The organism is Agrococcus sp. SGAir0287, from assembly GCF_005484985.1.
Lineage (GTDB): Bacteria > Actinomycetota > Actinomycetes > Actinomycetales > Microbacteriaceae > Agrococcus.
Genome location: NZ_CP027942.1, coordinates 100,305 through 126,820 on the forward strand (window position 1 = coordinate 100,305; position 26,516 = coordinate 126,820).

31 protein-coding genes are annotated in these 26,516 nt (G+C 74.3%); 8 read left to right on the forward strand and 23 right to left on the reverse strand.

Features of this window, described 5'->3' with window-relative positions; all coding sequences use genetic code 11:
- Window positions 1-15: 15 nt before the first annotated feature.
- The gene (locus tag C1N71_RS00485; protein WP_137754613.1) at window positions 16-915 is read right to left on the reverse strand and encodes a polysaccharide deacetylase family protein; all 900 of its coding nucleotides are present in this window, start codon (window positions 913-915) and stop codon (window positions 16-18) included.
- A gap of 168 nt (window positions 916-1,083) precedes the next feature.
- Here C1N71_RS00485 and C1N71_RS00490 point away from each other — a divergent pair, with 168 nt between their 5' ends.
- Window positions 1,084-2,124 carry an Lrp/AsnC family transcriptional regulator gene (locus C1N71_RS00490; protein WP_137754614.1) on the forward strand — a complete coding sequence of 347 codons (1,041 nt, stop codon included), beginning with the start codon at window positions 1,084-1,086 and terminating at the stop codon, window positions 2,122-2,124.
- 127 nt (window positions 2,125-2,251) lie between these two features.
- On the opposite strand, the gene C1N71_RS00495 is transcribed toward C1N71_RS00490, so the two are convergent.
- From C1N71_RS00495 to C1N71_RS00515, 5 genes are all read right to left on the reverse strand, one after another.
- The gene (locus tag C1N71_RS00495; protein ID WP_137754615.1) at window positions 2,252-3,001 is read right to left on the reverse strand and encodes a uroporphyrinogen-III synthase; all 750 of its coding nucleotides are present in this window, start codon (window positions 2,999-3,001) and stop codon (window positions 2,252-2,254) included.
- Window positions 2,998-3,924 (reverse strand): hydroxymethylbilane synthase, encoded by a 927-nt coding sequence (gene hemC / locus C1N71_RS00500; RefSeq protein WP_254678043.1) that lies wholly within the window; start codon window positions 3,922-3,924, stop codon window positions 2,998-3,000. The genes C1N71_RS00495 and hemC overlap by 4 nt, the downstream gene beginning before the upstream one ends.
- Window positions 3,921-5,165 (reverse strand): ferrochelatase, encoded by a 1,245-nt coding sequence (locus C1N71_RS00505; RefSeq protein WP_137757120.1) that lies wholly within the window; start codon window positions 5,163-5,165, stop codon window positions 3,921-3,923. Before C1N71_RS00505 ends, hemC begins: the two co-directional genes overlap by 4 nt.
- Window positions 5,166-5,245: 80 nt before the next feature.
- Entirely contained in the window at window positions 5,246-5,977 is a 732-nt protein-coding gene (hemQ, locus tag C1N71_RS00510; RefSeq protein ID WP_254678044.1) for a hydrogen peroxide-dependent heme synthase, read from the reverse strand.
- A gap of 73 nt (window positions 5,978-6,050) precedes the next feature.
- Window positions 6,051-6,614 carry a MarR family winged helix-turn-helix transcriptional regulator gene (locus tag C1N71_RS00515; RefSeq protein ID WP_254678045.1) on the reverse strand — a complete coding sequence of 188 codons (564 nt, stop codon included), beginning with the start codon at window positions 6,612-6,614 and terminating at the stop codon, window positions 6,051-6,053.
- A gap of 237 nt (window positions 6,615-6,851) precedes the next feature.
- Between C1N71_RS00515 and C1N71_RS00520 the strand changes: the two genes are divergently transcribed.
- Complete coding sequence (locus tag C1N71_RS00520; protein WP_137754617.1) at window positions 6,852-7,319, forward strand: MarR family winged helix-turn-helix transcriptional regulator; 468 nt, start codon at window positions 6,852-6,854, stop codon at window positions 7,317-7,319.
- Between the two features lie 10 nt (window positions 7,320-7,329).
- Here C1N71_RS00520 and hemG read toward each other — a convergent pair whose 3' ends face one another.
- The 13 genes from hemG to C1N71_RS00585 all read right to left on the reverse strand — a co-directional run bounded on the left by hemG (window position 7,330) and on the right by C1N71_RS00585 (window position 14,900).
- On the reverse strand, window positions 7,330-8,808 hold the full coding sequence (hemG, locus tag C1N71_RS00525) for a protoporphyrinogen oxidase (protein ID WP_137754618.1): 1,479 nt from the start codon (window positions 8,806-8,808) through the stop codon (window positions 7,330-7,332).
- Window positions 8,805-9,902: a uroporphyrinogen decarboxylase gene (gene hemE / locus C1N71_RS00530; RefSeq protein ID WP_137754619.1), complete on the reverse strand. Its 1,098-nt coding sequence runs from the start codon at window positions 9,900-9,902 to the stop codon at window positions 8,805-8,807. Before hemE ends, hemG begins: the two co-directional genes overlap by 4 nt.
- A gap of 130 nt (window positions 9,903-10,032) precedes the next feature.
- A complete protein-coding gene (locus tag C1N71_RS00535; RefSeq protein WP_137754620.1) occupies window positions 10,033-10,332 on the reverse strand; it encodes a hypothetical protein in 300 nt (99 codons plus the stop codon).
- On the reverse strand, window positions 10,329-11,153 hold the full coding sequence (locus C1N71_RS00540) for an Asp23/Gls24 family envelope stress response protein (RefSeq protein ID WP_137754621.1): 825 nt from the start codon (window positions 11,151-11,153) through the stop codon (window positions 10,329-10,331). The genes C1N71_RS00535 and C1N71_RS00540 overlap by 4 nt, the downstream gene beginning before the upstream one ends.
- Window positions 11,150-11,701: an RNA polymerase sigma factor gene (locus C1N71_RS00545; RefSeq protein ID WP_137754622.1), complete on the reverse strand. Its 552-nt coding sequence runs from the start codon at window positions 11,699-11,701 to the stop codon at window positions 11,150-11,152. The genes C1N71_RS00540 and C1N71_RS00545 overlap by 4 nt, the downstream gene beginning before the upstream one ends.
- Before the next feature lie 79 nt (window positions 11,702-11,780).
- Window positions 11,781-12,026 carry a hypothetical protein gene (locus tag C1N71_RS00550; protein WP_137754623.1) on the reverse strand — a complete coding sequence of 82 codons (246 nt, stop codon included), beginning with the start codon at window positions 12,024-12,026 and terminating at the stop codon, window positions 11,781-11,783.
- Between the two features lie 34 nt (window positions 12,027-12,060).
- Window positions 12,061-12,453 (reverse strand): hypothetical protein, encoded by a 393-nt coding sequence (locus tag C1N71_RS00555; protein WP_137754624.1) that lies wholly within the window; start codon window positions 12,451-12,453, stop codon window positions 12,061-12,063.
- 130 nt (window positions 12,454-12,583) lie between these two features.
- Window positions 12,584-12,775 (reverse strand): CsbD family protein, encoded by a 192-nt coding sequence (locus C1N71_RS00560; protein ID WP_137754625.1) that lies wholly within the window; start codon window positions 12,773-12,775, stop codon window positions 12,584-12,586.
- Window positions 12,776-12,855: 80 nt separating this feature from the next.
- Complete coding sequence (locus C1N71_RS00565; protein ID WP_137754626.1) at window positions 12,856-13,458, reverse strand: hypothetical protein; 603 nt, start codon at window positions 13,456-13,458, stop codon at window positions 12,856-12,858.
- A complete protein-coding gene (locus tag C1N71_RS00570) occupies window positions 13,455-13,997 on the reverse strand; it encodes a hypothetical protein (RefSeq protein ID WP_137754627.1) in 543 nt (180 codons plus the stop codon). Before C1N71_RS00570 ends, C1N71_RS00565 begins: the two co-directional genes overlap by 4 nt.
- A complete protein-coding gene (locus C1N71_RS00575; protein WP_137754628.1) occupies window positions 13,994-14,299 on the reverse strand; it encodes a hypothetical protein in 306 nt (101 codons plus the stop codon). The genes C1N71_RS00570 and C1N71_RS00575 overlap by 4 nt, the downstream gene beginning before the upstream one ends.
- Window positions 14,296-14,484, reverse strand: coding sequence for a hypothetical protein (locus C1N71_RS00580; RefSeq protein ID WP_137754629.1), 189 nt, complete (start codon window positions 14,482-14,484; stop codon window positions 14,296-14,298). Before C1N71_RS00580 ends, C1N71_RS00575 begins: the two co-directional genes overlap by 4 nt.
- Complete coding sequence (locus tag C1N71_RS00585) at window positions 14,481-14,900, reverse strand: Asp23/Gls24 family envelope stress response protein (RefSeq protein ID WP_137754630.1); 420 nt, start codon at window positions 14,898-14,900, stop codon at window positions 14,481-14,483. Before C1N71_RS00585 ends, C1N71_RS00580 begins: the two co-directional genes overlap by 4 nt.
- Window positions 14,901-15,342: 442 nt before the next feature.
- Between C1N71_RS00585 and C1N71_RS00590 the strand changes: the two genes are divergently transcribed.
- The 3 genes from C1N71_RS00590 to C1N71_RS00600 all read left to right on the forward strand — a co-directional run bounded on the left by C1N71_RS00590 (window position 15,343) and on the right by C1N71_RS00600 (window position 18,610).
- Window positions 15,343-15,534: a CsbD family protein gene (locus C1N71_RS00590; RefSeq protein WP_137754631.1), complete on the forward strand. Its 192-nt coding sequence runs from the start codon at window positions 15,343-15,345 to the stop codon at window positions 15,532-15,534.
- A 152-nt stretch (window positions 15,535-15,686) separates the two neighbouring features.
- Window positions 15,687-17,090, forward strand: a complete 1,404-nt coding sequence (locus tag C1N71_RS00595) for a glutamyl-tRNA reductase (protein WP_137754632.1) — start codon at window positions 15,687-15,689, stop codon at window positions 17,088-17,090.
- A 653-nt stretch (window positions 17,091-17,743) separates the two neighbouring features.
- Window positions 17,744-18,610 carry an SDR family oxidoreductase gene (locus C1N71_RS00600; protein ID WP_254678046.1) on the forward strand — a complete coding sequence of 289 codons (867 nt, stop codon included), beginning with the start codon at window positions 17,744-17,746 and terminating at the stop codon, window positions 18,608-18,610.
- 156 nt (window positions 18,611-18,766) lie between these two features.
- Here C1N71_RS00600 and C1N71_RS00605 read toward each other — a convergent pair whose 3' ends face one another.
- From C1N71_RS00605 to C1N71_RS00615, 3 genes are read right to left on the reverse strand one after another with little or no spacing between them, the layout of a single operon-like run.
- Window positions 18,767-19,852, reverse strand: a complete 1,086-nt coding sequence (locus C1N71_RS00605; RefSeq protein ID WP_137754633.1) for a hypothetical protein — start codon at window positions 19,850-19,852, stop codon at window positions 18,767-18,769.
- Window positions 19,852-21,720 carry a glycoside hydrolase family 15 protein gene (locus tag C1N71_RS00610; RefSeq protein ID WP_441297104.1) on the reverse strand — a complete coding sequence of 623 codons (1,869 nt, stop codon included), beginning with the start codon at window positions 21,718-21,720 and terminating at the stop codon, window positions 19,852-19,854. The genes C1N71_RS00605 and C1N71_RS00610 overlap by 1 nt, the downstream gene beginning before the upstream one ends.
- On the reverse strand, window positions 21,717-22,610 hold the full coding sequence (locus C1N71_RS00615) for an SDR family oxidoreductase (RefSeq protein ID WP_137754634.1): 894 nt from the start codon (window positions 22,608-22,610) through the stop codon (window positions 21,717-21,719). Before C1N71_RS00615 ends, C1N71_RS00610 begins: the two co-directional genes overlap by 4 nt.
- Window positions 22,611-22,772: 162 nt before the next feature.
- Here C1N71_RS00615 and C1N71_RS00620 point away from each other — a divergent pair, with 162 nt between their 5' ends.
- Genes C1N71_RS00620 through C1N71_RS00630 form a run of 3 tightly spaced genes read left to right on the forward strand, consistent with a single transcriptional unit; the run spans window position 22,773 to window position 25,839 of the window.
- A complete protein-coding gene (locus C1N71_RS00620) occupies window positions 22,773-23,834 on the forward strand; it encodes an acyl-CoA dehydrogenase family protein (protein WP_137754635.1) in 1,062 nt (353 codons plus the stop codon).
- Complete coding sequence (locus C1N71_RS00625) at window positions 23,834-25,150, forward strand: bifunctional PIG-L family deacetylase/class I SAM-dependent methyltransferase (protein ID WP_137754636.1); 1,317 nt, start codon at window positions 23,834-23,836, stop codon at window positions 25,148-25,150. Before C1N71_RS00620 ends, C1N71_RS00625 begins: the two co-directional genes overlap by 1 nt.
- An 11-nt stretch (window positions 25,151-25,161) precedes the next feature.
- Complete coding sequence (locus C1N71_RS00630; protein WP_175414033.1) at window positions 25,162-25,839, forward strand: glycosyltransferase; 678 nt, start codon at window positions 25,162-25,164, stop codon at window positions 25,837-25,839.
- Between the two features lie 19 nt (window positions 25,840-25,858).
- Here C1N71_RS00630 and C1N71_RS00635 read toward each other — a convergent pair whose 3' ends face one another.
- Window positions 25,859-26,449 (reverse strand): helix-turn-helix transcriptional regulator, encoded by a 591-nt coding sequence (locus C1N71_RS00635; RefSeq protein WP_137754638.1) that lies wholly within the window; start codon window positions 26,447-26,449, stop codon window positions 25,859-25,861.
- Window positions 26,450-26,516 lie beyond the last annotated feature (67 nt).

Genomic DNA, 26,516 nt, shown 5'->3' on the forward strand with positions numbered 1-26,516 from the left:
CGAGGCGGTGCGGGATCAGAGGAATGGGCGGACGTGAGCGGCCAGGTCGGCGTGCGTGCCGATCCAGACGTCGTCGTGGGAGCGGATGTGGGCGAGGAGGTCGTCGAGGATCCGCAGCCGCGAGCGGTGGCCGATGATGTGCGGATGCATCGTGAGCTGGAAGAGGCCGCCGTCGGCGCGGGCCCCGTCGAACTCGTCGATCCAGATCTGCAGCAGGTCGCGCGGCGGCATGTGGGGGCGGAGCCCGCCGAAGCGGTCCATCATCAGGTACGGGGCGTCGTCCCGGATCCACTCGACGGGGATCTCGACCACGCCGGTGCGCTCGCCGCGCTCGAGGAGCTCGTAGGGCTCGGCGTCCGCCATGAGCGAGGAGTCGTACGCGAAGCCCAGCTCGCGGATCACGGCCATCGTCGATCCTGAGAAGTCCCACGACGGCGTGCGGATGCCGACGGGTCGGCGCCCCGTCTGCTGCTCGAGCACATCGAGGCTGCGGCCGACGAGGTCGAGCTCCTGCGCGTGGCTCAGCGCCGTGTTGCGCTCGTGGATCCATCCGTGCACGGCGACCTCGTGGCCTGCGGCGACGTAGCCGGGCGCCTCGTCGGGGCGCAGCAGCGCGCAGACGGCGGGCATGTAGAACGACGACGGCGCCTCGTGGCGGGCGAGCAGGTCGAGGATGCGCGGCACGGCGAAGCGCGCGCCGAACTCGCCCTGCGCCATGCGACCGGGCGACGTCTCGCCGTCGCGGAGCGCCGGCGTCTCGTGGTCGGAGTCGAACGAGAGCAGCACGGCGACGCGAGCGCCGGTGGGCCACCGCAGGGCGGGGTCGTCGTGCACGAGGCTGCGCCCGGCGCGAACCTGCTCGACGTGGCCGCGCCAGACGTCCTCGCTCCACTGCCACGGCTGCTGGTCGTCCATGCGCTCCCTCTCGGCGTGATCGGCGGCACCTGCGTCACCGATGCAGGCCACTGTAGGAAGAGATGCAATCAGAATCAAGCGAAGCGGGCATATCCGTCATGTTGCAGTCGTGTAACGGGTGAATCCGTCACGGTCGATCCTCCCTCGCACCATCGATAGATTGAAGCCGTGCATCGCCCCTCCCCGCGCACGGGTCGGCCGCTCCTCGACGAGGCCGACCTCGACATCGTGGCGGCCCTGCACATCGCGCCGCGCGTCCCCACCGCGGCGCTCGCGGAGATCCTCGGCATCCCCACGAGCACGGCGTCGCGCCGGCTCGCCCGGATGCAGGACGAGCGCCTGCTGCAGGTCGTCGGGCGGTTCGCGTGGGAGCTCATCACCTCGAGCAATCCGTTCGAGCTGTGGATCACGTCGGCGCCCGGGCAGTCGAGGGCCGTGCTCGCCGAGCTCCTGCGCATCCCAGACGTCCAGTTCGTGCTCCACGCATCCGGTGCCGCCGACCTCTACGTGAACCTCTTCCCGCTGCTCGGCTCCGACCACGAGGAGCTCCTCGCCGTCACGATCCCCTCCATCCCGGGGATCCGGGCGGTCGACAGCCGGATGATCCTCGAGCCGGCCAAGGTCGGGCAGTCGTGGCGCTACCGGAGGCTCGATGCGGCGCGCACGACGGCGCTCGAGGCGCACGCGTCGGTCGTAGCCGGGGAGCCCTTGCACGACCTGGGGCAGCTCTCCGACCTCGAGTTCGAGACGATGCGGATGCTCGGCGCGAACGGACGCGTCACGGCCGCGGAGGTCGGGCGGACGCTCGGCGTCTCGGCCTCGACGGCCGCCCGCGCGATCCGCATGCTCCTGCAGTCCGGCGCCGTGTCGCCGCGCGTCGAGGCGCAGCCGGATCTCATGGGCTACCCGCTCAACGCCATCGTCACGATCGACGTGCGCCCGCGCGACATCCGCGGTGCGCTCGACGTCCTCGCGACGCACCCGAGCGTGCGCCTGCTGTCGACGGTCACGGGCTCGGCGCCCGTGAGCCTCGCCGGCGTCTTCGAGGGTCCGGCCGCGCTCGCGACATTCGTGCGCGACGACCTCGGCGCGCTTCCGGGCGTGCGCTCGGTGCAGTCGATCGCGGGCCTCAGGCTCGAGCGCCGCTACTGGATCGATCGCGACGGTCTGCGCCTCGGCGCGCAGGTGCCCGACGTGCTCCGGCGCTGAGGGGTCGAGCGCGCGGCGCAGGGAGTGCCTGTCCGACGCGCGAGATGCGCATGAGCGGGCGCTGCCGTGGGATGCGCCCTCGCCGAGCCGCTGAGGCTCACCCCGTGCGCGTCGCCGTCGGGAAGGGCTAGCGGCGCGCGGCCACGAGCGCCTCGACGAGGCCCTCGGGCGTCGGCCGCGAGGCGATCGCCGAGACGTGCAGGCCCGCGCGACGGCAGTCCTCCGCCGTCTGCTCGCCGATCGCGACGATGGTGGTGCCCGCGGGCAGGCCGAGCCGCAGCACCTGCTTGGCCACCGAGCCGCTCGTGACGAGCACCGCATCCACCGGCGTCTCTCGCGGCTCGAACGCCGTGAGCGCCTGGTCGTCGCCGGCGAGGACGCCGAGGTCGTCGAGCTCGTGCTCCTCCGCGTCGAGCACCGACACCGTGCGGTACGCGACGACGTCGACGACCTCCATGCCCTTCGCCGTCAGGCCGTCCTTGATGGTCGGCTTCGCGTCGAGCGACCTCGGCCACAGCACGCGACCGGTCGGGATGGGCCACTCGTCGACGAGGCCGGCCGCCGACTGCGTGCGCGGCACGAAGGCGACGGGGATGCCGCGCTCGCGCAGCGCTGCGGCCGTCACGTTGCCGACGGCGGCGACGGAGACCGCCGCGGGCACGCGCGGCAGGTAGCGGACGGTCGACTGCGACGTCACGACGAGCCAGTCGTAGCGGCCGGCGCCCAGCTCGTCGAGCCGCTCGCGGAGCGCATCCTGGTCGTCGGCCGGGGCGACGCGGATGAGCGGCAGCACGAGCGGCTCGAACCCTGCGTCGACCACGAGCTCCGAGACGCGCTCGCCCCAGGATCCGTCGCGCGGGATGAGGACGCGGGTCACGACGCGTCCAGCTCCATCGCGCCCGCGTCGACGAGCTCGCGCACGGCGCGGCCGGCGACGTCCATCGCCGCCTGCGACAGCTCGGCCGAGCTCTGGCCGTCGAGCGTGTACGCGTGGCTCGCGGTGAGGTGGCGCGAGCCGTCGAGGGCGTAGACGGTGGCGGAGAGGAAGAGCATGCCGTCGTCGACGATCGCGGTCGCGGCGATCGGCGCCGAGCATCCCGCCTCGAGCCCGGCGAGCACGAGTCGCTCGGCGTCGACGCACGCACGGGTCACGACGTGGTCGGTCCGCGCGACGGCGCGCATCGCCGCGGCATCGCCCTCGCGCGCCTCGACGGCGAGGGCACCCTGCGCGGGCGCCGTGGGGAAGCGGCCGAGGCCGAGCACCTCGGTCGCGGCGTCCTGCATGCCCAGGCGCGTGAGCCCTGCGAGCGCGAGCACGACGGCGTCGAGGTCGGCGTCGGCACCCTGCGCGCGCGCGAGGCGCGTCTCGATGTTGCCGCGGATGTCGACGACCTCGAGGTCGGGACGCACGCGGCGCAGCTGCGCGGCCCGCCGTGGCGAGCCCGTGCCCACCTTCGCGCCCTCGGGCAGGTCGTCGAAGCCGAGCCCGTCGCGCGCGCACAGCGCGTCGCGCGCATCCTCGCGCCGTGCGACGGCGGCGAGGGCGATGCCCTCGTGCGGTGCCGTCGGCAGGTCCTTCATCGAGTGCACGATGACGTCGACCTCGTCGCGCAGCAGCGCGTCGCGCAGGGCGGACGTGAACACGCCCGTGCCGCCGATCTGCGCGAGCGAACCGCGGTCGACGTCGCCCTGCGTCGTGATGCCCACGATCTCGACCTCGCCGGCGAAGCGCTCGGCGAGCGCCGTCGTCTGCGCGAGCGCGAGCGCCGAGCCGCGCGTGCCGACGCGCACGGCGCTCACGGCTGCAGACCGGCGATGGCGGGCTTGAAGCCCAGGCGGGGGTTCTCGCAGCAGCCCGGGCGGCATACGTCGTACCAGGCGTGGATGCTCGTCACCGCCTCGCGGTCGGCGACGGGGCGCCCCTCGAGACGCTCCTGCACGAGGTCGACGAGCGCGCCGACGTACTGCGGGTCGACGCCGGGCGTCGGCGTGCGCCGCACCCAGAGTCCCTGCTCCTCGGCCGTCTCGATCGCCTCCTCGTCGAGGTCCCACATGACCTCCATGTGGTCGCTCACGAATCCGAGCGGCACGATGACGACGCCCTTGCGGCCGCCTGCGCCGCCGATCTCCTCGATCGCGTCGTTCACGTCCGGCTCGAGCCAGGGCTGCGACGGCGGACCCGAGCGCGACTGGTAGACGAGGCGCCACGGCACGTCGGGCGCCGCCTCGGCCATGACCCACTCGGCGGCGGCGAGGTGCTGGCCCTCGTAGCCGCCCCCGGGTCCCCACTCATGCAGGTCGGGCGCGCCGGAGCGCTCGGCGTCGGCGGTGGGGATGGAGTGCGTCGCGAAGAGCACCTCCACCTCGTCGTCGGCGAGGCCCGCCTCGCGCGCCTCGGCGACCGCGGCGCGCACGCCGTCGACGAACGTCGCCAGGAAGCCCGGGTGGTTGAAGAACTGCCGCACCTTGTCGATCTGCAGCGTCTCCTGCAGCCCCGCGGCCTCGAGCGCATCCGCCCAGTCCTCGCGGTACTGCCGGCACGACGAGTACGACGAGTAGGCGCTCGTCGGGATCGCGAGCATCGTGCGCACGCCGTCGGCCGCCGCCTGCTGCAGCGCCTCGTCGAGGTACGGCGCCCAGTTGCGGTTGCCCCAATAGATCGGCAGGTCGAGGCCCGCGGCGTCGAACGCCTCGCGCAGCGCCTGCAGCAGCGCGCGGTTCTGGTCGTTGATGGGGCTCACGCCGCCGAAGTGGCGGTAGTGGTGGCTGACCTCCTCGAGCCGCTCGTCGGGGATGCCCCGACCGCGCGTCACGTTGCGCAGGAACGGGATGACGTCGTCCTGCCCCTCGGGGCCGCCGAAGCCGGACAGCAGCACGGCGTCGTACGCCGTCGGCTGCTCGACGTGCTCGGGGCCGGCCTGCGCCGCCGGCGTCGCGCTCGCGACGCGAGCGCCCGGCTCGAGGTGCACGGTCGTCGCCGCGGCGGGCTTCAGCTCGCGACGCTGGGACGACGCGGCCGTCGCCTGCGCCTGCTGCTGCATCGCCTGCTCCTGCATCGCGCCGTCCACGGCGACGTCCTGCGTCGCCTCGCCGCCTCCGCAGCATCCTCCACCGCAGCAGCTCATGCCAGCACCTCCATCACGTCGGTCGTCTCGATCCTGCGGCCCGTGTAGAACGGGATCTCGTCGCGCACGTGCATGCGCGCCTCGACGGCGCGCAGGTCGCGCATCATGTCGACGAGCTCGACGAGGTCGTCGGACTCGAGCGGCAGGATCCACTCCCAGTCGCCCAGCGCGAACGCGCTCACGGTGTTCGCGATGACACCCGTGTACGCGGCGCCGCGGCGTCCGTGCTCTGCGAGCATGCGCGCGCGATCCTCGGCGGGCAGCAGGTACCACTCGTACGAGCGGTTGAACGGGTACACGGTGACCCAGGCGCGCGGGTCGACGCCGCGCAGGAATCCGGGCACGTGGCGCTTGTTGAACTCCGCGTCGCGGTGCACGCCCATCGCGGCCCACGTCTGCTCCGTGCCCGCGAGCTCGGCGGTGCGCCGCAGTCGCCGCACGGCGTGCTGGATCTCGCCGGCGTCCGGGCCGTGCAGCCACAGCATGAGGTCGGCGTCGCCGCGGAATCCCGTCAGGTCGTAGACGCCGCGCAGCACGACCTCGCCGAGGTCGGCGGCGGCGTCGACGATCGACTCCTTGCCAGCGGTGCCCGTGGATGCCGTGCGCCGCAGGACGATCCAGGTCGCGAAGCCCTGCGGCTCCTCGAGGTCGCGTCCGCTGGGGTGCCGGATGATCTCGACGGGTGCCGTGCCGATGGGCACGACGGGTGCCATCTTGTCGTCGCTCACCCATCCATCCTCTCGCGTCGCACGGCCCGAGGTCACATCGCGGCGAGCCGCTTGCGCGCTCGGTCCGTCGCGCTCAGGCCGCCGCGCTCGCGGGTGCTCGCTCGACGCTCGCGTGCTGCACGGCGTCGACCATGCCGGAGAGGAAGTGCGCGACGGCGCCGAGCTGCTCGCCGCTCATGCCGTCGACGACGGCGATCATGCGGCGATGCAGCTCGGCCATCGTCTCCCGCACCTCGCGGTCGGACTCGGCGGTCGCGACGACGACGGTGGCGCGGCGGTCGGTGGGATGCGGCTGCCTGGCGACGTGGCCGGAGCGCTCGAGGCGGTCGACGAGCGCGGTCACGGAGGCGGAGGAGATGTCGAGCATGTGCGACAGGTCGCGCTGGCGCACGACCTCGCCGCGCTGCTGCGCGCGCAGCAGGTGCCGCAGGGCGACCATGTCCGTCTCGTTCATCTGCATCGACGAGCGGGTGCGCGCGCGCATCTCGGTCTCCGCGGCGCGGTAGCGGCGCAGCAGCTGCAGCACGTCGACGGCCGAGGCCTGGTGCCCCTCGGGATACCAGTAGGCGGCGGGCTCGACGGTGGCGGTGGCGCCGGTGGTCGCGGGCCTCGCGGCATGCGTGCTCGTGTGCGGCACGGGCCCTCCGATCCTCGTCGCGGCGTCGACGGGTTCGTCGGCCGCTCGTCGCAGGCTATGCAGCACGAGGTGCGTCGACAATCATCCACGCAGATCGCAGGACATGTTGCTAGACTGTCTAGTCATCATGCCATCGATCGGACCCCTCGCATCCGCCGCGGCGACGCCCGCGGCCGATCGTGAACGCCATCGGGGGACGTGGTTCGGTCGTGGCACGACTGCGCAGGGAGCGGTCGCATGACGTCCGTGCGCGAGGTGCCCACGGTCCTCGACGAGACCGTGCGGCCCGAGACGGACGTGGTGCAGGCGCTCGCGAGGCTGCGCGCCGTCGAGTCGCAGATGATGCGGCGACGGCAGGCGCACCAGGGGCTCGGGGAGTCGGACGGCGTCGCGCTGCGGCTCATCGTCGAGCGCGCCGACGAGGATCCGGTCACGCCCACCGAGATCGCCGCGCATCTCGAGCTGACGACCTCGGCCGTCACCTCGCTCGTCGACCGACTCGTCAAGGCGGGGCTGATCGAGACGCGTCCGCACGCCACCGACCGGCGCCGCAAGATCGTCGTGCCCACCGAGGCCGCGCTCGCCGGCGATGCGCTCGAGGATCGCGTGCAGGAGATCGTCGACGAGCTGTCGGTGCGCTCGCGCATCCTCATCGTCGGCTTCCTGGACCGCATCGCCGAGGCGATGGAGCGCGAGGCGCGCTGAGCGCGTCGGCTCACGCCTCGGGGTCCGCCTCCTCGCCGTCCGCTTCCTCGCCGTCCGGCTCCTGCGACGCGAACCGCTCGCGCCGGATGCGCAGCGCCGCGGCGCGAGCGTCGGGCACGACCTGGGCGAGCCCCGTGCCGGCGATCCACGCGCCGACGACCTCGAGCGTCGGGTCGTCCTCGATCGCGGCGCGCACGCGCTGCTGCATCGCGCGAGCGCCGACGCTCGACGACGGCTGGGCCTGCTCCCAGCGCACGCGATCCGCTGCGATGGGCTCGGGGACGTCGACGCCGAGGATCGCGGACGCGTCGCGCCGCGCGAGCGCGATCGCCTCGTCGTCCGACAGCGCGGCGGTCGCGGGGGCCTCGCCGGCCCGGCCGTAGGAGACGCGCAGCACGGATCGGCCGTCCGCCTGCTCGGCGAGCCATGCCCACTTCGCCGTCGCGTGCGTCAGCGCCTTCGCGGCGATCCCGGCGTCCTCGGCGACGAGCGCTCCCGATCCCTCGGGCGCGCCCTCGAGCGCGGGCAGCACGAGCGTGACGAGCTCGACGGTCGTGGCGGGCGCCGCCTCCACCGCGATGCCGGCGCCGGCCAGCAGCAGCGCCGCCGGCTCGCCCGGAGTCGCGACGACGAGGGCCGACGCCGTCCACCGCCGCTCGCCAGCCTGCGCCGCCCACCCGGTCGCCGTGCGCTCGACGCGGTCGACCGCGACGCCGGTGACGATCGTGGCGCGTCGCTCGACCTCGCCGCGCAGCGCCTCCGGCAGACGGTGCATGCCGCCGCGGATGCCGCGCACGGCGCTGCCGGGACGGGCGCCGTCGCCGATGCGCAGCGCGACGCCGCCGGAGAGCGAGCCGGCCCGCGTCATCGCCTCGTTGAGGCCCGGCGCTACGACGGCGACGTCGAGGTCGCGCGCGTTCGACGAGTAGACCCCGCCCGAGATGGGTGCGACGAGACGCTCGAGCACGGCCTTGCCCATCCGGCGCTCGACGAGCGGACCGAGCCGCTCGTCCTTGCCGACCTTGAGCACGGGCATGAGGCGGTCGAGGTATGCGCGCAGCGCCCCGCGCCAGCCGAGCACGGCGATGACGTCCTCGGCGAGCGGCACGGAGGGGATGCCGAGCATGGTGCGCCGCGGCAGCGGCACCGAGCGACCCTGCAGCCGCAGCCATGCGCCGCCGGGCTCGGGATCGACGAGGTCGTCGCCGAGGCCGAGCTGCTCGGCGAGCTCGGCGACGGCGCCGCCGCGCATCGCGAACGACTCGGCACCCGCGTCGAGCGCGAGCCCGGCGAGGTCGTGCCGCGCGACGATGCCGCCGACGCGGTCGCGCGCCTCGAGCACGACGACGTCGTAGCCGCGGCGCGACAGGTCGTGGGCCGCCACGAGCCCCGCGACGCCGGCGCCGATGACGACCACCTCGTGCTGCGGCTGATCGGCGGGCTGGGCCTGCTCCACCTCGACGGCGTCGCCCGCGACGTCGTCGGTCATGCGGCGTGCACGTGCTCGACGATGCGGGTGAGCACCGTGGGGTCGGTCTCGGGCGGCACGCCGTGGCCGAGGTTGAAGACGTGCGCCCGCGCGGAGGCGCCCTGGCGCAGCACCTCGTCGGCGGCGGCGGCGATCGTCTCCCACGGTGCTCCGAGCAGCGCGGGGTCGAGGTTGCCCTGCACCGTGACGTCGCCGCCCATGCGCGCGTGCGCGACGTCGAGGGGCGTGCGCCAGTCGACGCCCATCGCGTCCACGCCCAGCTGCATGGCGCCGTAGAGCTCCATGGCGCCGACGCCGAAGTGCACGAGCGGCAGCGCGCGACCGTCGGACGCCGTGAGGCCGCGCACGTGGTCGAGGGCGCGCGAGGACGCCGGGGCGACGTGCTGCACGTACGCGTCGAGCGGCAGCGAGCCGGCCCACGAGTCGAAGAGCTGCGCGGCGGATGCGCCCGCATCCACCTGCGCGCGCACGAAGCGCCCCGTGACGTCGGCGCACCAGTCGGTGAGGCGCGCCCACGCGACGGGGTGCGCGCGCATGAGCGTGCGGGCGGCGAGGTGGTCCTTCGACGGGCGACCGGCCACGAGGTACGCGGCGAGCGTGAAGGGGGCGCCGGCGAACCCGATGAGCGGCGTCGTGCCGTCGCCGATGCCGGCGAGGCCCGCGACGGTGCGGCGCACGCCCTCGCGGATGGGCTCGAGCGCCGCGTCGAGCACGGCGGGGTCGGTGGCGACGAGGCGGTCGACCGCCTCGGGCGTCGCGACCGGCGTGCCGATGACTGGGCCGACGCCGGGCTCGATCCGCACGTCGACGCCGGCGAGCAGCAGCGGCACCATGATGTCCGAGAAGAAGATCGCGGCGTCGACGCCGTGGCGGCGCACGGGCTGCAGCGTGATCTCGCTCGACAGCGCCGGGTCGAGGCACGAGTCGAGCATGTCGGTGCCGGTGCGCAGCTCGCGGTACTCGGGCAGCGAGCGGCCCGCCTGCCGCATGAACCACACGGGCGTCACCTCGGGTCGGTCGCCGCGGTATGCGCGGACGAGCCGCGACTCGGCGGTCGTCGAGTGGAGCGGATGGTCCTGCGGCAGCGTCGTCATCGTGCGTCCATCCTCCCACCCGGCCGTGCGCGCGGCAGTGGGTGACGATCGCCGAGGGATGGGGCGCCCACCGAGGGATGCGGCGATCGCCGCGGCGGACCTCCCTCGTCGGGTGGCCCGCCGCAGCGGATCAGTCGCGCTCGATGCGGCGCACCTGCACCGTGAGCCGAGCCTCGGCCCAGTCCTCCGGCAGCGCCTCGCGCACCGCGGCAGCGGCGGCGCGCGTCACGGCGCGCACGTCCTCCGACTGGTGCACGCCGATCGCGACGCGCACCGCCTTCGGCATCGGCGTGACGTGCGCGAGCACCTGCCGTCGGCCGGCCTCGGCGATCTGCGCGACCGCTGGTGCGGCCACGTAGCGGTGCGCGACGCCGCGCACGTGCAGCAGGGATGCGTCGACGAGCCTCGCGACGTCGGTCGGATCGGTCATCGTCCACCCCCTCCCAGCAGCACGTCGTCGACGACGACGTCGATCGCGCCGACCGTCATGGGCGCGTGCGTGACGAGCGCCTCGTGCACGCCGACGCGCACGGCGTCGGCGACGGTGCGCACGTTCGCGCCGTAGCGCACCCCGATCGTGAGGCGCACGTCGAGCGCCTCCGGCTGCTCGGTCAGCTGCACGCGTCCCACGAGCGCGCCGTCGACGGCATCCCCCGCGGTGCGTGCGATCTCGCGCAGCGCGCCCTCGGTGATCGTCGTCGACGTGCGCTCGTCGGGGTCCTCGATCGGCAGGTCGCGTCCAGCGCGCACCTCCGAGCGGATCACGCCCAGCAGACCCTCGAGCCACTGCTCGTCGGCGTCGCCCGCAGCGCGCTCGTCCTCCTCGGACATCGAGCGCGCCAGGCGCCCCAGCCGGTCCATCGAGTCGAGCAGCGCGCTGGCCTCCGCGTCGTCCTCGACGCGCGCGACGCGCGGCGTGCGGCCGCGGTCGTGGTACGCCGAGAGCTGGTCGAGCGTCCAGCCGGTCGCGCCGATCGTCTCCTCCTCGGCGATCTCGTCCGCGTCGGCAGCCGCGTCCTCGCCGGAAACCGTGTCGGCATCGATCTCGGCGGGCCCCTCGGCCTCGGGGGTCGATGCGTCGGCGGCCTGCGCGGTCGTCGTCGCCTCGTCGGTCGCGGCACCCTCGGGTGCGAGCGCCATGTCGGGCGCCTCGGTGCCGACCGGGTGCTCCGGCGACGGCGAGGCGACCTTCGGTCCTTCGGGTGCTGCGCGAGCGGCGTCCCTCGCGTCGGGCTCCTCGTGCATGCTCACCTCCACTCCTCTATCGTCGCGAGCACGGTGCGTCGTGCTCGCGTCAGCCTCCCGCGCACGGTCGCGGGTGTCGACCCCACGCGCTCGGCGATCTCCTCGTACGACAGCCCGGCGATCTCGCGCAGGATCCACGCGTCGCGCTGGTCCTGCGGCAGAGCGTCGACGGCGCGGCCGAGTGCTCGCGTCGCCTCCCGCTGCTCGACCGTCCGATCGGGACCGTCGCGACGGTCCTCGAAGTCCTGGTCCTCGGCGATGCCCTCGGTCCGGCGCCTGGCGCGCGTGCGGATGACGTCCGTCGCGCGCCGTGCGACGGCGGTCGTCAACCACGAGCGCACCTGCGACGGGTCGCGCAGCTCGCCGATCCGGCGCCAGGCGGTCACGAGCGCCTCCTGCACCACGTCGTCGGCCTCGAGCGTCGAGCCCAGGTAGCGGGCCGCGAAGCCGCGCAGGAACGGTGCGTGTCGACGCACGAGCACCGCGAAGGCGCGGTCGTCGCCGTCGGCCGAACGCTGTGCGAGCAGCGCGTCGGTCGCATCCTCGAGTCGCATCGTCACCTCCTCTCGTCGAACGGTAGCGGCCCCGGATCGGGCCGGGCTGCGACGCCTCGCGGCGCCGCCTCATCCATGCTCAGCGTCGGACCTCCTTCGCGGTCGAGCGAGCCTGCTTCGCGAGCCGCTTCGCGGTCCGCTTCGCATCCCGCTGCAGCTGCGCGACGCGCTTGGCGCGACGCTTGCGGGCCTTCGGATCGGTCCACAGCCGCTCGAGCTGATGCCGCAGCGACTCGCGCGGCTGCTGGACCGGTCGGGTGGCGCGGGTGCCGAGCACGTAGCCGGCGACGGCCACGCCTGCGATGAAGAGCGCCTTCGTGCGCATGGTGATCCTGCCTCTCCTCCTGGGATCGCTGCGATCAGCCGAGCTGGCCGATGAGCTGGACGATGTACGGGACGACGTCGCCGACCCGGTCGACCGCGGCGTTCGCGGTCACGACGATGGGCCAGACCGACCCGACGAGCGACGAGATCCACGCCGCGACGACGAGCGCCCACGAGAGCGCCGGGCGACGCGCGATGCCCGCGAGCACGACGCACGCGATGGCGACGAGGAAGCCGACCGCGATCGAGACGCCGATCGCGCCGACCGGCACCTGGAAGACGGGGCCGACCGAGGCTGCGGCGCCGACGAGGCCCATGACGGGCCCGAGCACCAGCAGGGCGTTGCCGGCGACGAGCACGGCGCCGACGGCGGCGGCGATGAGCCGGATCGGGACGCGGCGGCGTCGGGTGCTGGTCGTCCTGGTCATGACGGTGATCTCCTCGTCTGTCGATGCACGGCGTGCGAGCGCTGGGGGTGGTGCGGGGATGCGAACGGCCGCGGCCCGGCGCCACGCTGGCGTCGTGCCGCGGCCGTCCCTGCCGACCGCGAGGTCGGTGCTACTTCTTGTCGCCGAAGACGTCCTTCGCGGCGTCCTTGACGTGCTCGCCGGCCTGCTTGGCCTTGGCGGCGGCCTGCTCCTTCTGACCCTCCGCCGCGAGGCGCTCGTTGTCGGTCGCGTTGCCGATGGCCTCCTTGGCCTTGCCGCCGAGCTCCTCGGCCTTGTTCGAGATCTTGTCTCCGAGTCCCATGACTCCTCCTTCTGCGATGTGGTGGTCGGCGCCGGCGGGTGCCGGCGTCGGTGGGGTGGTCTTCACCGCGCGCCGTCGGGCTAGACGGCTCGTGCCGTCTTCGAGACGGATGCGCGGATGCTGCTGGCGAGGTGGACGACGACGGGCGCGTCGATGCCGATGCGCTCGCGCGTCTCGTGGGCCGCCTGCGTCGCACGGTCCGCGACCTCGTCGAGGCGGGCGTGGTCGCGCACGTCGACGCTCGCGCGCCACGCGTTCGCGCCGCGGTGCCGCCAGGCGGTCACCTTGACCCCCAGCACGTCGGGGTGGGTGCCGAGGGCGCGGCGGTACATGTCCTCGACGGCACCGGCCTCGACGACGACGTCGTCCTGGTCGACGGCGTCGCTCGTGCGGCCCTTGCCGCGCGTCGCCGCGTGGACGATCGCCCACACGAGCACGATGGCGGCGGCGGCGATGAGCACGACGCCCCAGAGGGCGGCGGGGTCGAGGGAGCCGACCGAGAGGCCGAACTGGGCAGCGAGCGCGTCCCAGCCGTCGGCGACGGCCTGCGGGGCCGCCTCCCAGGCGGCGACGGTCTGGTCGGCCCAGATCTGCCGGGCCACGAGGACCGCGCCGCCTGCGAGCCAGACGATGCCGAGCAGCACGAGCACGATGCGGTTCCAGCCGCGGTTGGTGGTGGTCATGCCGCACCTGCCTTCACGTCGGCCCGCAGGCTCCTGCGGGGGCGGAGGGCGTCGACCGTCTGCGCGGCCGCCGCCTGGGCTGCATCCACGTCGGCGTCGAAGCCGGCGTCGGGACGCAGGGTGGTGGATGCCTTGCGGCGTCCCAGCACGGTGCTCGCGGCGCCCGAGCCGACCCGAGCCGCGCGGGCGGCCGTGCCGGAGATGGCGCTGGCGAGCGTCGAGTCGTCGACGATCACCACGACCCCGTCGCGCTCGAGGGCGCGGCGGCTGCGGCGGCCGTGCGACAGGCCCAGGATCAGCCAGACGAGGCCGATGACCATGACGCCCGCACCGGTGGCGATGCTCGCGGCCCCGGACGACACGAGGAATGCCTGCACGCCCTCGGTCGTGATGCCGGTGGGCAGCATGCCGAGCGGGCCCAGGATCGCCACGAGGGCGCCGCACACGAGCACGGCAGCCGTGACGATCAGGGCGAGGGAGGACGAGAGCGAGCGCGAGCGGTGCAGCTCGCGGCGCTCGTAGCGTCGCATCCAGCTCATTCGACCCTCCTTCGGTCGTCGATGTCGGTCAGGGACGTGATGCGCAGTCGCACTCGGTCGAAGCGGGCGCCGGTCAGCTCGCTCGCGCGAGCTGAGACGGCGTCGCGGCCGCGGGCGGCGGCGCCGAGCAGGGGCTCGGCGCCGCCGTAGGGCGTCGCGATCTCGAGCTCCAGACGACCGTGGTCGTCGTGGACCTTCGCCCGCACGCCCTTGGCGGGGGTGCGGAACGTCTCGGCCGTCGCGGCCTCGACGATGGATCGGATCGCCCGCGGCTCGATCGAGACGCGACCGGGGATGGTCACCCTCGGCTCCGCCCCTGGGCTGCGTCGACGGCGGCACGGAGGTCGAGTCGCCCGGTGGCGACGCCGCCGATGACCGCGCCGATCGCTCCGAGGAGCAGTGCGAGGAAGAAGCCGCCGATCCCGAACATGAGGCCGAAGAAGGCCAGGATCAGTCCGGCGAGTGCGCCGATCGTGTAGCCGTTCATGCGACGCGCGACTCCTCGACCTCGTCATCCTCGGCACCCGGGATGTGCACATCGGTCACCGTGACGTTGATCTCCGCGACCTCCATGCCCACGAGCTCCGTGATGGCACGGGCGACGGCGTGACGCACGCCGTCCGCGACGACCTGCAGCTGCTCGGGGTACTCGACGACGATGGTCACGTCGGCCGCGACCTGCTTCTCGCCGACCTCGACCTTGATGCCCTGGCCCTGGTCGCGCTGGCCGATGGCGTCGCGCACCGTGCCGACGAGGCGGGCGGCGCCGCCACCGAGGTCGTGCACGCCGGGGACCTCGCGCGCGGCGATGCCGGCGATCTTCGCGACGACCGGGTCGACGACCGTCGTGGTGCCCGTGACGCCCGATGCGGCGACCGTGTTGGGGGTGGGGTTGGTGGCCATGATGGCTCCCTTCTGTCTCGGTGGAGAAGTCCTTCGTGATGGAGACGTCACGTGATCGTGATTCGTCACGAGGAATCGTGAGATTCGTCGCTGTGGATCTCGGCACGCTTGCCAATGCGCATTCGGGGCGGTAATGCCGCCGGATGGCGCCATCGCGACACGACGCCCGAGCGGACCGCCCGCATGCGCGCGCAGGGGGGACGGAAGCGTCGCTTCCACCTCGGGCGACGTCCCAGGCGTCTGAGCGGTCGCGAGGTGCGTCGGACGAGATCGTTCGATCGTCGTAGGACCTCGTCCTCCGACTGCATCGTGCGCGGGCGCCCGCGTCCTGGCTTGCACCGTCGCGGCTCGAACGCAAGGCCGCGCGCGAGCCTTCAGCGCGGCGCAGGCTGGATTCACCAGCGCGAGCGATCCTCGTTCGCACGAGGAGAAGGAGGGGCACATGGGACTCGGAGACAAGATCTCGAACCAGGCCGAGGAGCTGAAGGGCAAGGCCAAGGAGGCCTTCGGCGACGCCACCGACAACGAGCGCCTCGAGCGCGAGGGCCAGGCCGACCAGGCCTCCGCCAACGCCAAGCAGGCGGGCGAGCACGTCAAGGACGCCGCCAAGGACGTCTTCGGCGACAAGCGCTAGCCGCGCACTCGCACGAGGCCCCCGACTCCTTGCGGTCGGGGGTCTCGTCGTGTCGGCGTCGACCGAGCGCACGACCCGGGTCGAGACGATCGTCGTGCGGCAGCGCTCCGCGCACGGCGAACCGGGCCCCGACCGGGGAGTACCATGGGATCGTGCTCATCTGCCTCACGGCGAGCCACCGGAACGCCGACTTCGACGTCCTCGAGCGCCTCGCCGCTGCCGACGCGACGATGCTGCCTACCCTCCTCGCCTCCTCGGACGGCGTCGACGGCGCCGTCGTCGTGTCGACCTGCAACCGGTTCGAGGCCTACCTCGACGTGTCGGCCGAGCAGGCGGATGCCGCGGCGCGCGCCGCGCTCGACCGGGCGCTGACCCGCGCGGGCGCTCCCGGCGAGGTCGAGCACGTCGAGGCGCTCTACGACGCCCACGCCGCCGAGCACCTCTTCGCCGTCGCAGCCGGCCTCGAGTCCGTCGTCGTCGGCGAGGGCGAGATCGCCGGCCAGGTGCGTCGCGCGCTCGCGGGCGCGCAGGACGCGGGCACCACGACGAGCGACCTCGAGCGCCTGTTCCAGCGATCCATCGAGACGCAGCGCGGCGTGAAGCGCCGCACGGGGCTCGGCGAGCAGGGCCGTTCGATCGTGCGCCTCGCGCTCGACCTCGCGAGCGATCGCATCCACGACTGGTCGCAGGCGCGCGTGCTGCTCGTCGGCACCGGCCGGTTCGCCGCCGCGTCGCTCGCGGCGCTGCGCGACCGCGGCGTGCGCCAGGTCGAGGTCTGGAGCCCGTCCGGTCGCGGCGAGCGCTTCGCGCGCAGCCACGGCATCGGCGCCGTCGACGGCAGGGATGCGCCGATCGCGCTCGCGAGCGCCGACGTCGTCGTGACGTGCACGACCTCGAGCGAGCACGTCATCGACGCCGCGATGATCTCGGCGGGGCGCCGCGCGCTGGCCGCCACGCACGCCTACGCAGGGCAGCCAAGCGGCCACCCCCACCTCGCGGCCGTCGGCGCCGGACCCTTCCACGGACCGAGCGATGCACCCGCCCGCGTCGAGCCCGCCGTCTGCCCCGTCGCCCTCCAGGTGACCGGCGCCTCGTGCCCCGTCGAGCACGGCCGATCGAGCCAGCTCGTCATCGACATGGGGCTGCCGCGCAACGTCGCACCCGACGTGTCGACGGTGCACGGCGTCGAGCTGCTCGACCTCGAGACCATCCGCATCCACGCGCCGCTCGAGCACCTCACCGCGACGGACGACGCTCGCGCGCTCGTGCAGAAGGCCGCCCGCACCTACCAGCGCGTCGGCGAGGAGCAGCGGCTCGGGCCGGCGGTGGCGGCACTGCGCCAGCACGTCTCCGAGGCGCTCGAGGCCGAGCTCGTGCGGGTGCGTCGCCGCGGCACCCAGGCCGAGCAGCTCGCCGCGGAGCAGGCGCTGCGCCACTTCGCCGGTGTGCTGCTGCACCAGCCGAGCGTGCGGGCCCGCCAGCTCGCCGCCGACGGTCGTCACGCCGACTACCTCGACGCGCTCGAGGCGCTCTTCGGCATCGACGACGTCGCCTGACGGTCCTCGCGGGCGAGCCCCTTTCGAGGCTCGCTGCGCTCGCACCTCAAGGAGCGGTCCTGGGGCTGCGCTCGCCCTGAGGGGGCTGTGCTGGGGCTGCGCTCGCCCTGAGGGGGCGGTGCTGGGGCTCCCGTCGCCCTCGGGGCGGTCCTGGCACTGCGCCGGTGGTCCTCCCCACCGCTCCCTGAGGTGCGAGCGCAGCGAGCCTCGAAGGGTGCCGCCACGATGCGACCTTCCACGTCCCTGATGGCTCCCCACCGCTCCCTGAGGTGCGAGCGCAGCGGGCCCCGAGGGGTGTCGCCACGGTGCGACCTTCCATGTCCGTGATGGCTCCCCACCGCTCCCTGAGGTGCGAGCGCAGCGAGCCTCGAAGGGGTGTCGCCACGGTGCGACCTTCCACGTCCGTGATGGCTCCCTACCGCTCCCTGAGGTGCGAGCGCAGCGAGCCTCGAAGGGTGTCGCCACGGTGCGACCTTCCATGTCCGTGATGGCTCCCCACCGCTCCCTGAGGTGCGAGCGCAGCGAGCCTCGAAGGGTGTCGCAGCGGCACCGCACGACGCGTGCCGTGTCGACACCTCGTCTCGCAAGGGGGTCGTGCCACGGCGCGCACGCTGGTCGGGTGGGACCTCCGACCCGACAGGAGGCGATCCATCGTGACCGACCAGCATCCGACCGAGTTCCCCGCCCAGCAGCAGCCCGAGCAGCCGGGACTCACGGAGGCCATGGAGCCCGTGCCCGACCACGGCGAGACGAGCTGGGTCGGCCGCGGCAGGCTCGAGGGGCGGCGCGCGCTCATCACGGGCGGCGACTCCGGCATCGGCCGCGCCGTCGCCATCGCCTACGCGCGCGAGGGCGCCGACGTCGCGATCGTGCACCTGCCGGAGGAGGCCGACGACGCCGCCGACACGCTCGCCGCCGTCGAGGCGGCCGGTCGCCGCGGCGTGGCGCTCGCACTCGACCTGCGATACGAGGAGGGATGCGTCGAGGCCGTGCGGCGCGCGGTCGCCGAGCTCGGCGGGCTCGACGTGCTCGTGTCGAACGCTGCGCATCAGCGGCAGCGCGACGGCATCGAGGACATCACGTGGGACGGCATCGACCGCGTCTTCAAGACCAACCTCTACGCGCTGCTCGTGCTCGCGCGCGAGGCGGTGACGCATCTGCCCGAGGGCGGCTCCATCATCGTCACGTCGTCGGTGCAGTCGGCCGATCCCTCGCCCGGCCTCGTCGACTACGCGATGACGAAGTCCGCGCAGCGGGCCTTCGTCGAGGCGATGGCCGCGGAGCTCGGCCCGCGCGGCATCCGCGTCAACGCCGTCGCACCCGGTCCCATCTGGACGCCGCTCATCCCCGCGACCGGCTTCCCGGACGAGAAGGTGCAGCAGTTCGGGCAGGACACGCCCTTCGGCCGCGCCGGCCAGCCCTCCGAGCTCGCGGGCGCCTACGTGTACCTCGCCTCCGACGAGGCGTCGTACACCTCGGCGGCCGTCATCGGCGTCACGGGCGGTCGCTCGGTGCCGTGACGGACGGACATGCGGCTCGCCTCGACCGGCTCGGGGCGTCCGCGCACGCGCTGATCGAGCGGCACCGCGTGACGGGCGGTCGCTCGGTGCCGTGATCGACGGATGCCGTCCGCCCGCCTCGACCGTCGCGAGACGCGGCGCTGCCGGACGCCCGCCTCAGCCGTCCTGAGGCGGGCGTCCGCGCACCCGCTGCTCGAGCGCGACGATGTGGTGGCCGAGGGCGCCCGCCGCGGCGGCAGCCGCCGTCGACGGCGCATCCCACGCCCGCAGCGCCTCGGACGCCGCGTCGCACGCCTCGCGCAGGTCGTGGTCGCCGTCCCGCTGCTCCACCGCGCGCCCGAGCCTGCGCAGCACGTCGGCGACCTGCGCCCGGAGCGCGTGCGGCATGTCGTCGGGCACGGCGAGCGTCGTCCGCTCGTCGGAGACGACGGATGCGAGGGCGACGAGCTCGCGCACCGCCGCGCGCAGCTCGCCGAGGCGCACGGTGCTCGTCGAGAGCGTGTACCGGCCGCGCATCGCGCGCACGTTCGCACGGCGCGTGCGCTGCGCATCCGTGAGGGCCGCCTGGGCGTCGTCGACCGCGCGCTGCAGCTCCGCGCCGCGATCCTCGAGGGAGACGACGGGCTGCTCCGCGTCGTCCAGCTGGCTCGCCAGGTCGTCGAGCAGCGCTGCAGCCGACGCGCGCAGCGCCTCGAGCCGCCGGTCCACCGGCAGCGTCCGCAGCGGCGGCAGGATCGCCAGGTGCACGACGGTGCCGATCACGAGGCCCATGCCCGTGAGCGCGACGTACGCGGTGCCGAACATCTCCGGATCGCCGCCGCTCGACATGAGCACGAAGATGGCCGCGACGGGCACGTAGTCGCGGCCGGGGCCAGGAGGCAGCAGGCCGGCGACGAGGATCGCGACGACGACGACGAGCGGCACGGTGACGAGGACCGGCATCCCCACGAGGTAGGCGGCGATCGCGATCCCGCCTCCGATGCCGAGGCCCAGCAGCGTGTGCAGGCCCGTGCGCACGGAGTCGACGACCGACGGCATCATCGCGACGACGGCGCCGAACGGCGCGTAGTACGCGTACTCGTCGAGGAACCCCGGCAGCGCCCGCGCCGTGAGCCATGCGAGCACGGCCGCGAGGGCGCCCTTCGCCGCGAGCAGCAGGCGGTCGGGGGCGACGAGCGTCGCGACGCCCTGCCGTGCGGCGCTCGCGGACGTCGAGGCGAGCCTCGTGCGCAGCGAAGCCATCAGGCCTCGTCCGGCAGCCCGTCGCGCTCGACGGTCTGGATGGTGAGGGCCGCGTTCACGAGCGCGAGGTGGCTGAGCGCCTGCGGCAGGTTGCCGGCGAAGGCGCCCGTCGCCGGCTCGATCATCTCCGCCATGATGCCGACGTCGTTCGGCACCGTCGCGACGAGATGCTCCATGCGCTCGCGCGCGAGGTCGACCTGCCCGCACCAGGCGCGGGCTGCGACCATCCAGAACGAGCATGCGACGAACGCCTCCTCCTCGTGCTCGGCGCCGCTCCAGCGCACGACGTGCCCGTCGAACGTCAGCTCGCGCTCGATCGCGTCGAGCGTCGAGCGCATGCGGTCGCCGCGGTCGAAGCCGCTGATCGCGTGCAGGAGGATCGACGCGTCGAGCCGCCCCGCGCCCGGGTACCACTCGTAGGCGCCGAGCGACTCGGACCAGCAGTGCTCGTCGACCCAGGCGCGGATCGCGTCGGCCTCGTAGCGCCAGCGGTCGGCGTCGCCCGGGATCTGCCCGACGTCGGCAAGGTGCGCGGCGTGCCGCAGCGCCTGCCAGCACCCGAGCTTCGACGTCGTGTAGTGCTGCTCGTCGGTGAGCTCCCACATGCCGGCGTCCTTGGACCGCCAGCGGTCGGCGGCGAGGTCGGCGATCCGGGTCATGAGCCGCCCGGTGGGTGCGTCGAGCACGTTGCCGGCGTCGACGTACAGCTGCACGATGCTGAACAGGTCGCCGTAGACGCCCAGCTGAAGCTGATCGGTGGCACGGTTGCCCGTCACGACCGGCTGCGCACCGCGCCATCCGGGCACGTCGTGCGAGGTCACCTCGGCGCCGGGATCGCTGCCGTCGAGCGCGTGCAGCACCGAGGTCGCGTCGGGCTGGGCGCGCAGGATGCGCAGCATGTGCGACATCGCGGCGTGCACCTCCTCGAGCACCCCGAGCTGCAGGAGCACGGTCAGCGAGTACGCGGTGTCGCGCACCCACGAGAACCGGTAGTCCCATCCCTTCGGCTCGGTGCGCGACTCGGGCAGCGACGTCGTCGCGGCCGCGGCGATGCCGCCGGAGGGAGCGTGGATGAGCTGCTTGAGCACGAGCGCGCTGCGAGCGACAACCGTGCTCCACGGCCCGTCGTAGCGGCACGACCGGCTCCAGCGCCGCCAGGTGTCGATCGTGCGGTCCACCCCCGCATCCATCGCCTCGGGCGACGGCAGCGGCAGAGGCTCCTCGTCGGTCGCCACGAGGCCCAGCAGGTGGCGCGAGCCCGGCGTCGTCTCGAACCATGCGACGACCCGGCGCTCCTCGACGTCGACGCCCGCGTCGTGCAGCGTGCGCGGCGCGAGCGTGAGACCGTCGACGCGCAGCACGGTGCCGTGCACGGTGTCGCTCGCCCATGGGGATGCAGCGCCGAGCAGCGTGCCCGGCGCGATCTCGCCGCGCATCCGCACCTGCCCGGACACCCCGTCGATGCGCCGGGCGAGCTCGCACCACGGCAGCCGTCCTGCCTGCCCCGTGTTCAGCGAGTCCGTCACCGTCACGACCCCGCTCGCCGTCGTGAACGTCGTCTCGAGCACGTTCCCGCCCTCGACGTACCGTCGGCTGGACGTGTGCTCCTCGACGGGGGCGAGGCGGATCGCACCGCCGGCGGGTGCGTCGAGCAGCGCCGCGAACGGCGGTGGCGAGTCGACGGCGGGCAGCGGCAGCCAGTCGATGCTGCCGCCGCGCGACACGAGCGCGATCGTGCGCCCGTCGCCGATCGTCGCGTAGGTGCGCAGGTCGGCGTAGCCGTCGGCGTCCCGGCCGTCCACCGGGGCGTCGACGGGCTCGCCGCCCTGCCAGCGCGGGCCGGAGCCCACCTGCCACGCGAAGGTCACGGCGTGGGCATCCCGCCGTTGACGTTGAGGGTCTCGCCGACGACGTAGCTCGACTCGGGCGAGGCGAGGAAGACGTAGGCGGGCGCGAGCTCCGCAGGCTGGCCCGGGCGACCGAGCGGGGTCTGCTGGCCGAACTCCGGCAGCGCGTCGGTGGGCTGGCCGCCCGCCGTCTGGAGCGGCGTCCAGATCGGACCGGGCGCGACGACGTTCACGCGGATGCCCTTGGGCGCGAGCTGCTGCGCGAGCGCCTTGCACATCGCGTTCTGCGTCGCCTTCGTCGAGGCGTAGTCGACGAGGTGCTCCGACGGCGAGTACGCCTGGATCGACGACGTCGCGATGATCGTCGAGCCGGGCGGCATGTGCGGCACGGCGTCCTTCACCATCCAGAGCAGCGGGTAGACGTTGGTCTTGAAGGTGAGGTCGAACGACTCGTCGGTGAGGTCCTCGATGTCGTCCACGTACTGCTGCCTGCCCGCGTTCGCGACGAGGATGTCGATGCCGCCCAGGGCCTCGACGGTGGCCTCGACGGCGCGGCGGCTCGTCTCGCGGTCGGTGATGTCGCCCGGCAGCGCGATGGCCGTCCGGCCCGCCGCCTCGATGAGGCCGACGATGCGCTGCGCATCCTCCTCCTCCTCGGGCAGGTAGGCGATGGCGACGTCGGCGCCCTCGCGTGCGAACGCGATGGCGGTGGCGGCGCCGATGCCGGAGTCGCCGCCGGTCACGAGCGCCTTGCGACCCTCGAGGCGACCGGTGCCGCGATAGGTCTCCTCGCCGAGGTCCCCCCTGTCGCGCATGTTCGCGTCGAGCCCGGGGCCGTCCTGCGAGATCGCCGAGGTCTCGATGTCGGCGTAGAGGGTCGTGGGGTCCGCGAACGTGTACTGGTCAGCCATGCCTCCGACGCTAGGTACCTCGGTGGGTGCGGCGCGGGGCCTTGCGGATGGCGGGCGGATGGTGCGAGCGTGCGCGACACGTGGACATCTGGCGCGTCGCACCCGTCGGCCCCGCTCCGCAAGGGGGGACGATCGCCCTGCGCTCGTGGCTAGCGTCCGACCATGACCTCCGGCACGAGCATCGCCACCGTGCCGACGGACGAGGAGCCGCTCGCCGCGCTGCCCGGCGCGGACGCCGCGACCGTCGCGCAGGTCGCGGCGCTCGCCCGTTCGGCCGCCGCCGACGACGACCGGATCGCCGGAGCGCTGCGGATCGCCGCAGGCGTCGCCGACGCCCTCCCGCATCCCGGTGACGGCGACACCGCCACCCTGTGGGCATCCCTCGCGTCGATCGCCGCGATCGACCTCGGCGTCGCGCGAACGATCGAGCCGCACCTCGACGCGCTCGCGATCCTCCGGCAGGCGGGCGTGGATGCGCCGGCCGGCGCGCGCTGGGGCGTGTACGCCGCCGAGGGCGCCGGGCATCGGCTCGCCGCCGTGCGCTCCGGACCGCAGTGGGCGCTCACGGGATCCAAGCCGTGGTGCTCGCTCGCGGGTCGACTGGATCGCGCGCTCGTCACCGCACGCGTCGGCCACGAGCGCGCGCTCTTCGCCATCCCCCTCGACCACGGCGGCGTGACCGTGGACCGGGCGGACGCATGGGCGTCCCGCGGCCTCCACGACGTGCCGAGCGTGCCCATCCGGCTCGAACGCGTGCCTGGCACCGCCGTCGGCGCACCCGGCTGGTACCTCGAGCGACCCGGGTTCGCGTGGGGCGGCATCGGCGTCGCGGCCATATGGCTCGGCGGCGCCGCCGGCATCGCGCGCACGATGCTCGCCCAGAGCCGCCGCCGCGAGCCCGACCAGCTCGCGCTCGCGATGCTCGGACGCGTGGATCGGCAGCTCGCGGCCGGGGGCGCGCTGCTCGGCCGCGCGGCGGCGATCGCCGACGCGCACGACGCGGCCGAGGATCCCGCCGTCGTCGCGCTGCGCTTGCGCGGCACGATCGCGGCCATCGTCGACGACGTCGTACGCTGCGCCGACCACGCCATGGGGCCGGCGCCGCTCGCGCTCGACGTCGAGCACGCGCAGCGCGTCGACGACCTCCGCGTGTACGTGCGTCAGCACCACGCGGAGCGCGACGACGCCGCGCTGGGTCGCGCCGTGCTCGACAGGGATGCCTGATGCCCTTCCACCACGCGGACGCGGGCACCGGGCCCGAGCGGTGGCAGGGCGTCGTCGGCACGCCGATCGACGTGCGCGACGCGACGCGCGTCGTCGTGGTCGCCGCGCACCCCGATGACGAGTCGCTGGGCGCAGGCGGGCTCCTCGCGCGGTGCGCCGAGGCCGGCGTGCCGGCGACCGTGCTGCTGCTCACCGACGGCGAGGGTTCGCATCCCGCGTCGCCGACGCACTCGCGGGAGGCGATGGCGCAGCGGCGACGACGCGAGGCCGTCGTGGCGGCCGCCGCGCTGGGCGTCGGCGGCGACCGGCTCGTGCACCTCGGGCTGCCCGACGGGGGCGTCGCCGACGTGGAGGACGACGTCGTCGCGGCGATCGTCGAGGTCGTCGGGGACGGCCGCGACGCGGTGCTCGTGGCCCCGTACCGCGGCGACGGGCATCCCGATCACGAGGCTGCGGGCCGCGCCGCCGCGATCGCGGCGCAGCGCACGGACGCGCGGCTGCTCGAGTACCCGATCTGGCTGCTGCACGCCGCCGAGCCCGCGGCGCTCGGCGATGTCCGACTCGTGCACCTCGCGCTCGACGATGCCGAGCAGGCGGCGAAGGCCCACGCGATCGAGGCGCATGCGAGCCAGGTGCATCCGCTGTCGCAGCAGCCGGGCGACGAGGTGCTGCTCGGCGAGCACGTGCTCGCACGGTTCCGCGGCGAGCACGAGCGCTACGTCGTCGCAGGCGGGATCGTCGACGACCGGCTCGACCGGCTGCACGCGCAGCAGGCGGAGCCGTGGGGCGCCGACGCCCGCTGGTACGAGCGGCGCAAGCGTGCCCTCGTGCTCGCGACCCTGCCGACCGAGCGACTCGGCCGCGTGCTCGAGGTCGGCTGCTCGACGGGCGTCATGACGGCAGCCCTCGCCGAGCGCGCCGACGAGGTCGTGGCGATCGACGCGTCGGGGGCGGCGCTCGCTCGCGCCGGCGAGCGGACGGCCGGGCTGCCCGTGCGACTGCTGCACGGACCCGTGCCCGAGACCTGGCCCGACGGGACGTTCGACCTCGTGGTGGTCTCGGAGGTCGGCTACTTCCTCGCACCGTCGGCGCTCGAGGCGCTCGTCGATCGCGTCGCGGCGACGCTCGCGCCCGTCGGCGCGGTGCTGCTGTGCCACTGGCGACATGCCGTGCGCGGCTGGCCCCTCGACGCCGACGCCGTGCACGCCGCCTTCGATCGCGCGCCCATCCCGCCCCGAGCCGCCTCGTACGCCGACGGCGACGTGCGGATCGAGCTGCGCGCGCCCCGCTCGGCCATGCCGCGGGCGGACCGATGAGGATCCGGGAGGTGCGCATCGTCGTGCCGGCGCGCGACGAGGCGCTGCGCATCGAGCGGTGCCTCGACGGCATCGCGGCGGCGCGCACCGCCGTCGAGGCGCTGGGCGTGCGCACCCGGTGCATCGTGGTGGCCGACGCGTGCCGGGATGCGACCGCGACCCTCGCCCGCGCGACGCCCGGCGTCGAGGTCGTCGAGACGCGCGCGGCGCGGGTCGGCGTCGCCCGCCGCGTCGGCGTCGACGCCGCGGGCGACGACGGTCACGGCATCGACCCGCATGCGGTGTGGATCGCGTCGACCGACGCCGACAGCGTGGTGCCGGCCGACTGGCTGCTGGTGCATCTCGGCCTCGCCGACCGCGGCGCCGATGCCGTCCTCGGCCTCGTGCACCTGCCGCCCGGCGACGCGAGCGCCCCCGCGCTCGCGAGGTGGCATGCGTGCTCGCAGGTGGGCGACCGCATCCACGGCGCGAACCTCGGGGTGCGGCTCGACGCCTATCGCGCCGTCGGCGGCTTCCCGCCGCTCGCAGCCCACGAGGACGTGTCGCTCGTCGCGGCGCTCCGCGGGGCGGGTCGCAGCGTCGTCGCGACGACGCGCGCCTCCGTGCGCACGTCGAGCAGGCACGAGGGACGGGCGCCGAGCGGCTTCGCGTCGCATCTGCGCACGATCGTGCTCGCCGAGTCCGACTGAGGCGACGACGACGGCGCGGCTACGTCGACTGGGGCTCCCGCCGGAAGACGCCGCGGCGCGCGAGCGCCGCGAGCTCGTCGCGACCGGTCGGATGCCCCTGGGCTCGCACGGCGGCGCGTGCGCCGCGCAGCAGGATCGTCACCGACTCGGGCTCGACCTCGAGGTCACGAGCGATCTGCGCACGGCTGCGACCGTCGACGACGGCGTACACGGCGGCGCGCTCGCGATCGCTCAGCCGGATGCGGGGCCCCGGGGCGCGGATGGCCGCATCCAGCTTCGCGGCGACGGCCGTGAGGCGGGCGTCGCCGTCGAGCGGCACGACGCCCGGCTCGAGCGCGACCGCGGCACGGGACGGCACGACGCGCACGATCGGCACGCCGCGCGACCGGCAGCGCTCGACGACCGCGTCGGTGGCCTCCGCGTGATCGACGACGACGAGCACGTCCGGCTGCGCGGCGTCGAGCGCCGCCGCCGAGCGCGTCACGAGCACGTCTGCGGTGGCGTAGGTGAGCGCCATGATGCCCACGACGCGAGGCAGTGGCGCGGCGGTCGCCGCGAACACGGCGACGAGGGGGCGCTCCGGCTCTCCGTCGGTCGTGCGCGCGTCCACGGTGCCTCCGCTCGCATCCCGATCCGTCGCCGGCCGACCATCGCGGATGCCTGTCAGCAGCATAAGC

Coding starts and splice junctions, on each gene's coding strand:
- C1N71_RS00485 (WP_137754613.1), bottom strand. CDS start 915: ATGGACGACCAGCAGCCGTGGCAGTGGAGCGAGGACGTCTGGCGCGGC.
- C1N71_RS00505 (WP_137757120.1), bottom strand. CDS start 5,165: ATGCAGCAGCAGGCGCAGGCGACGGCCGCGTCGTCCCAGCGTCGCGAG.
- C1N71_RS00520 (WP_137754617.1), top strand. CDS start 6,852: ATGACGTCCGTGCGCGAGGTGCCCACGGTCCTCGACGAGACCGTGCGG.
- hemG (WP_137754618.1), bottom strand. CDS start 8,808: ATGACCGACGACGTCGCGGGCGACGCCGTCGAGGTGGAGCAGGCCCAG.
- hemE (WP_137754619.1), bottom strand. CDS start 9,902: ATGACGACGCTGCCGCAGGACCATCCGCTCCACTCGACGACCGCCGAG.
- C1N71_RS00535 (WP_137754620.1), bottom strand. CDS start 10,332: ATGACCGATCCGACCGACGTCGCGAGGCTCGTCGACGCATCCCTGCTG.
- C1N71_RS00545 (WP_137754622.1), bottom strand. CDS start 11,701: ATGCGACTCGAGGATGCGACCGACGCGCTGCTCGCACAGCGTTCGGCC.
- C1N71_RS00550 (WP_137754623.1), bottom strand. CDS start 12,026: ATGCGCACGAAGGCGCTCTTCATCGCAGGCGTGGCCGTCGCCGGCTAC.
- C1N71_RS00555 (WP_137754624.1), bottom strand. CDS start 12,453: ATGACCAGGACGACCAGCACCCGACGCCGCCGCGTCCCGATCCGGCTC.
- C1N71_RS00560 (WP_137754625.1), bottom strand. CDS start 12,775: ATGGGACTCGGAGACAAGATCTCGAACAAGGCCGAGGAGCTCGGCGGC.
- C1N71_RS00565 (WP_137754626.1), bottom strand. CDS start 13,458: ATGACCACCACCAACCGCGGCTGGAACCGCATCGTGCTCGTGCTGCTC.
- C1N71_RS00570 (WP_137754627.1), bottom strand. CDS start 13,997: ATGAGCTGGATGCGACGCTACGAGCGCCGCGAGCTGCACCGCTCGCGC.
- C1N71_RS00580 (WP_137754629.1), bottom strand. CDS start 14,484: ATGAACGGCTACACGATCGGCGCACTCGCCGGACTGATCCTGGCCTTC.
- C1N71_RS00585 (WP_137754630.1), bottom strand. CDS start 14,900: ATGGCCACCAACCCCACCCCCAACACGGTCGCCGCATCGGGCGTCACG.
- C1N71_RS00590 (WP_137754631.1), top strand. CDS start 15,343: ATGGGACTCGGAGACAAGATCTCGAACCAGGCCGAGGAGCTGAAGGGC.
- C1N71_RS00605 (WP_137754633.1), bottom strand. CDS start 19,852: ATGGCTTCGCTGCGCACGAGGCTCGCCTCGACGTCCGCGAGCGCCGCA.
- C1N71_RS00615 (WP_137754634.1), bottom strand. CDS start 22,610: ATGGCTGACCAGTACACGTTCGCGGACCCCACGACCCTCTACGCCGAC.
- C1N71_RS00620 (WP_137754635.1), top strand. CDS start 22,773: ATGACCTCCGGCACGAGCATCGCCACCGTGCCGACGGACGAGGAGCCG.
- C1N71_RS00625 (WP_137754636.1), top strand. CDS start 23,834: ATGCCCTTCCACCACGCGGACGCGGGCACCGGGCCCGAGCGGTGGCAG.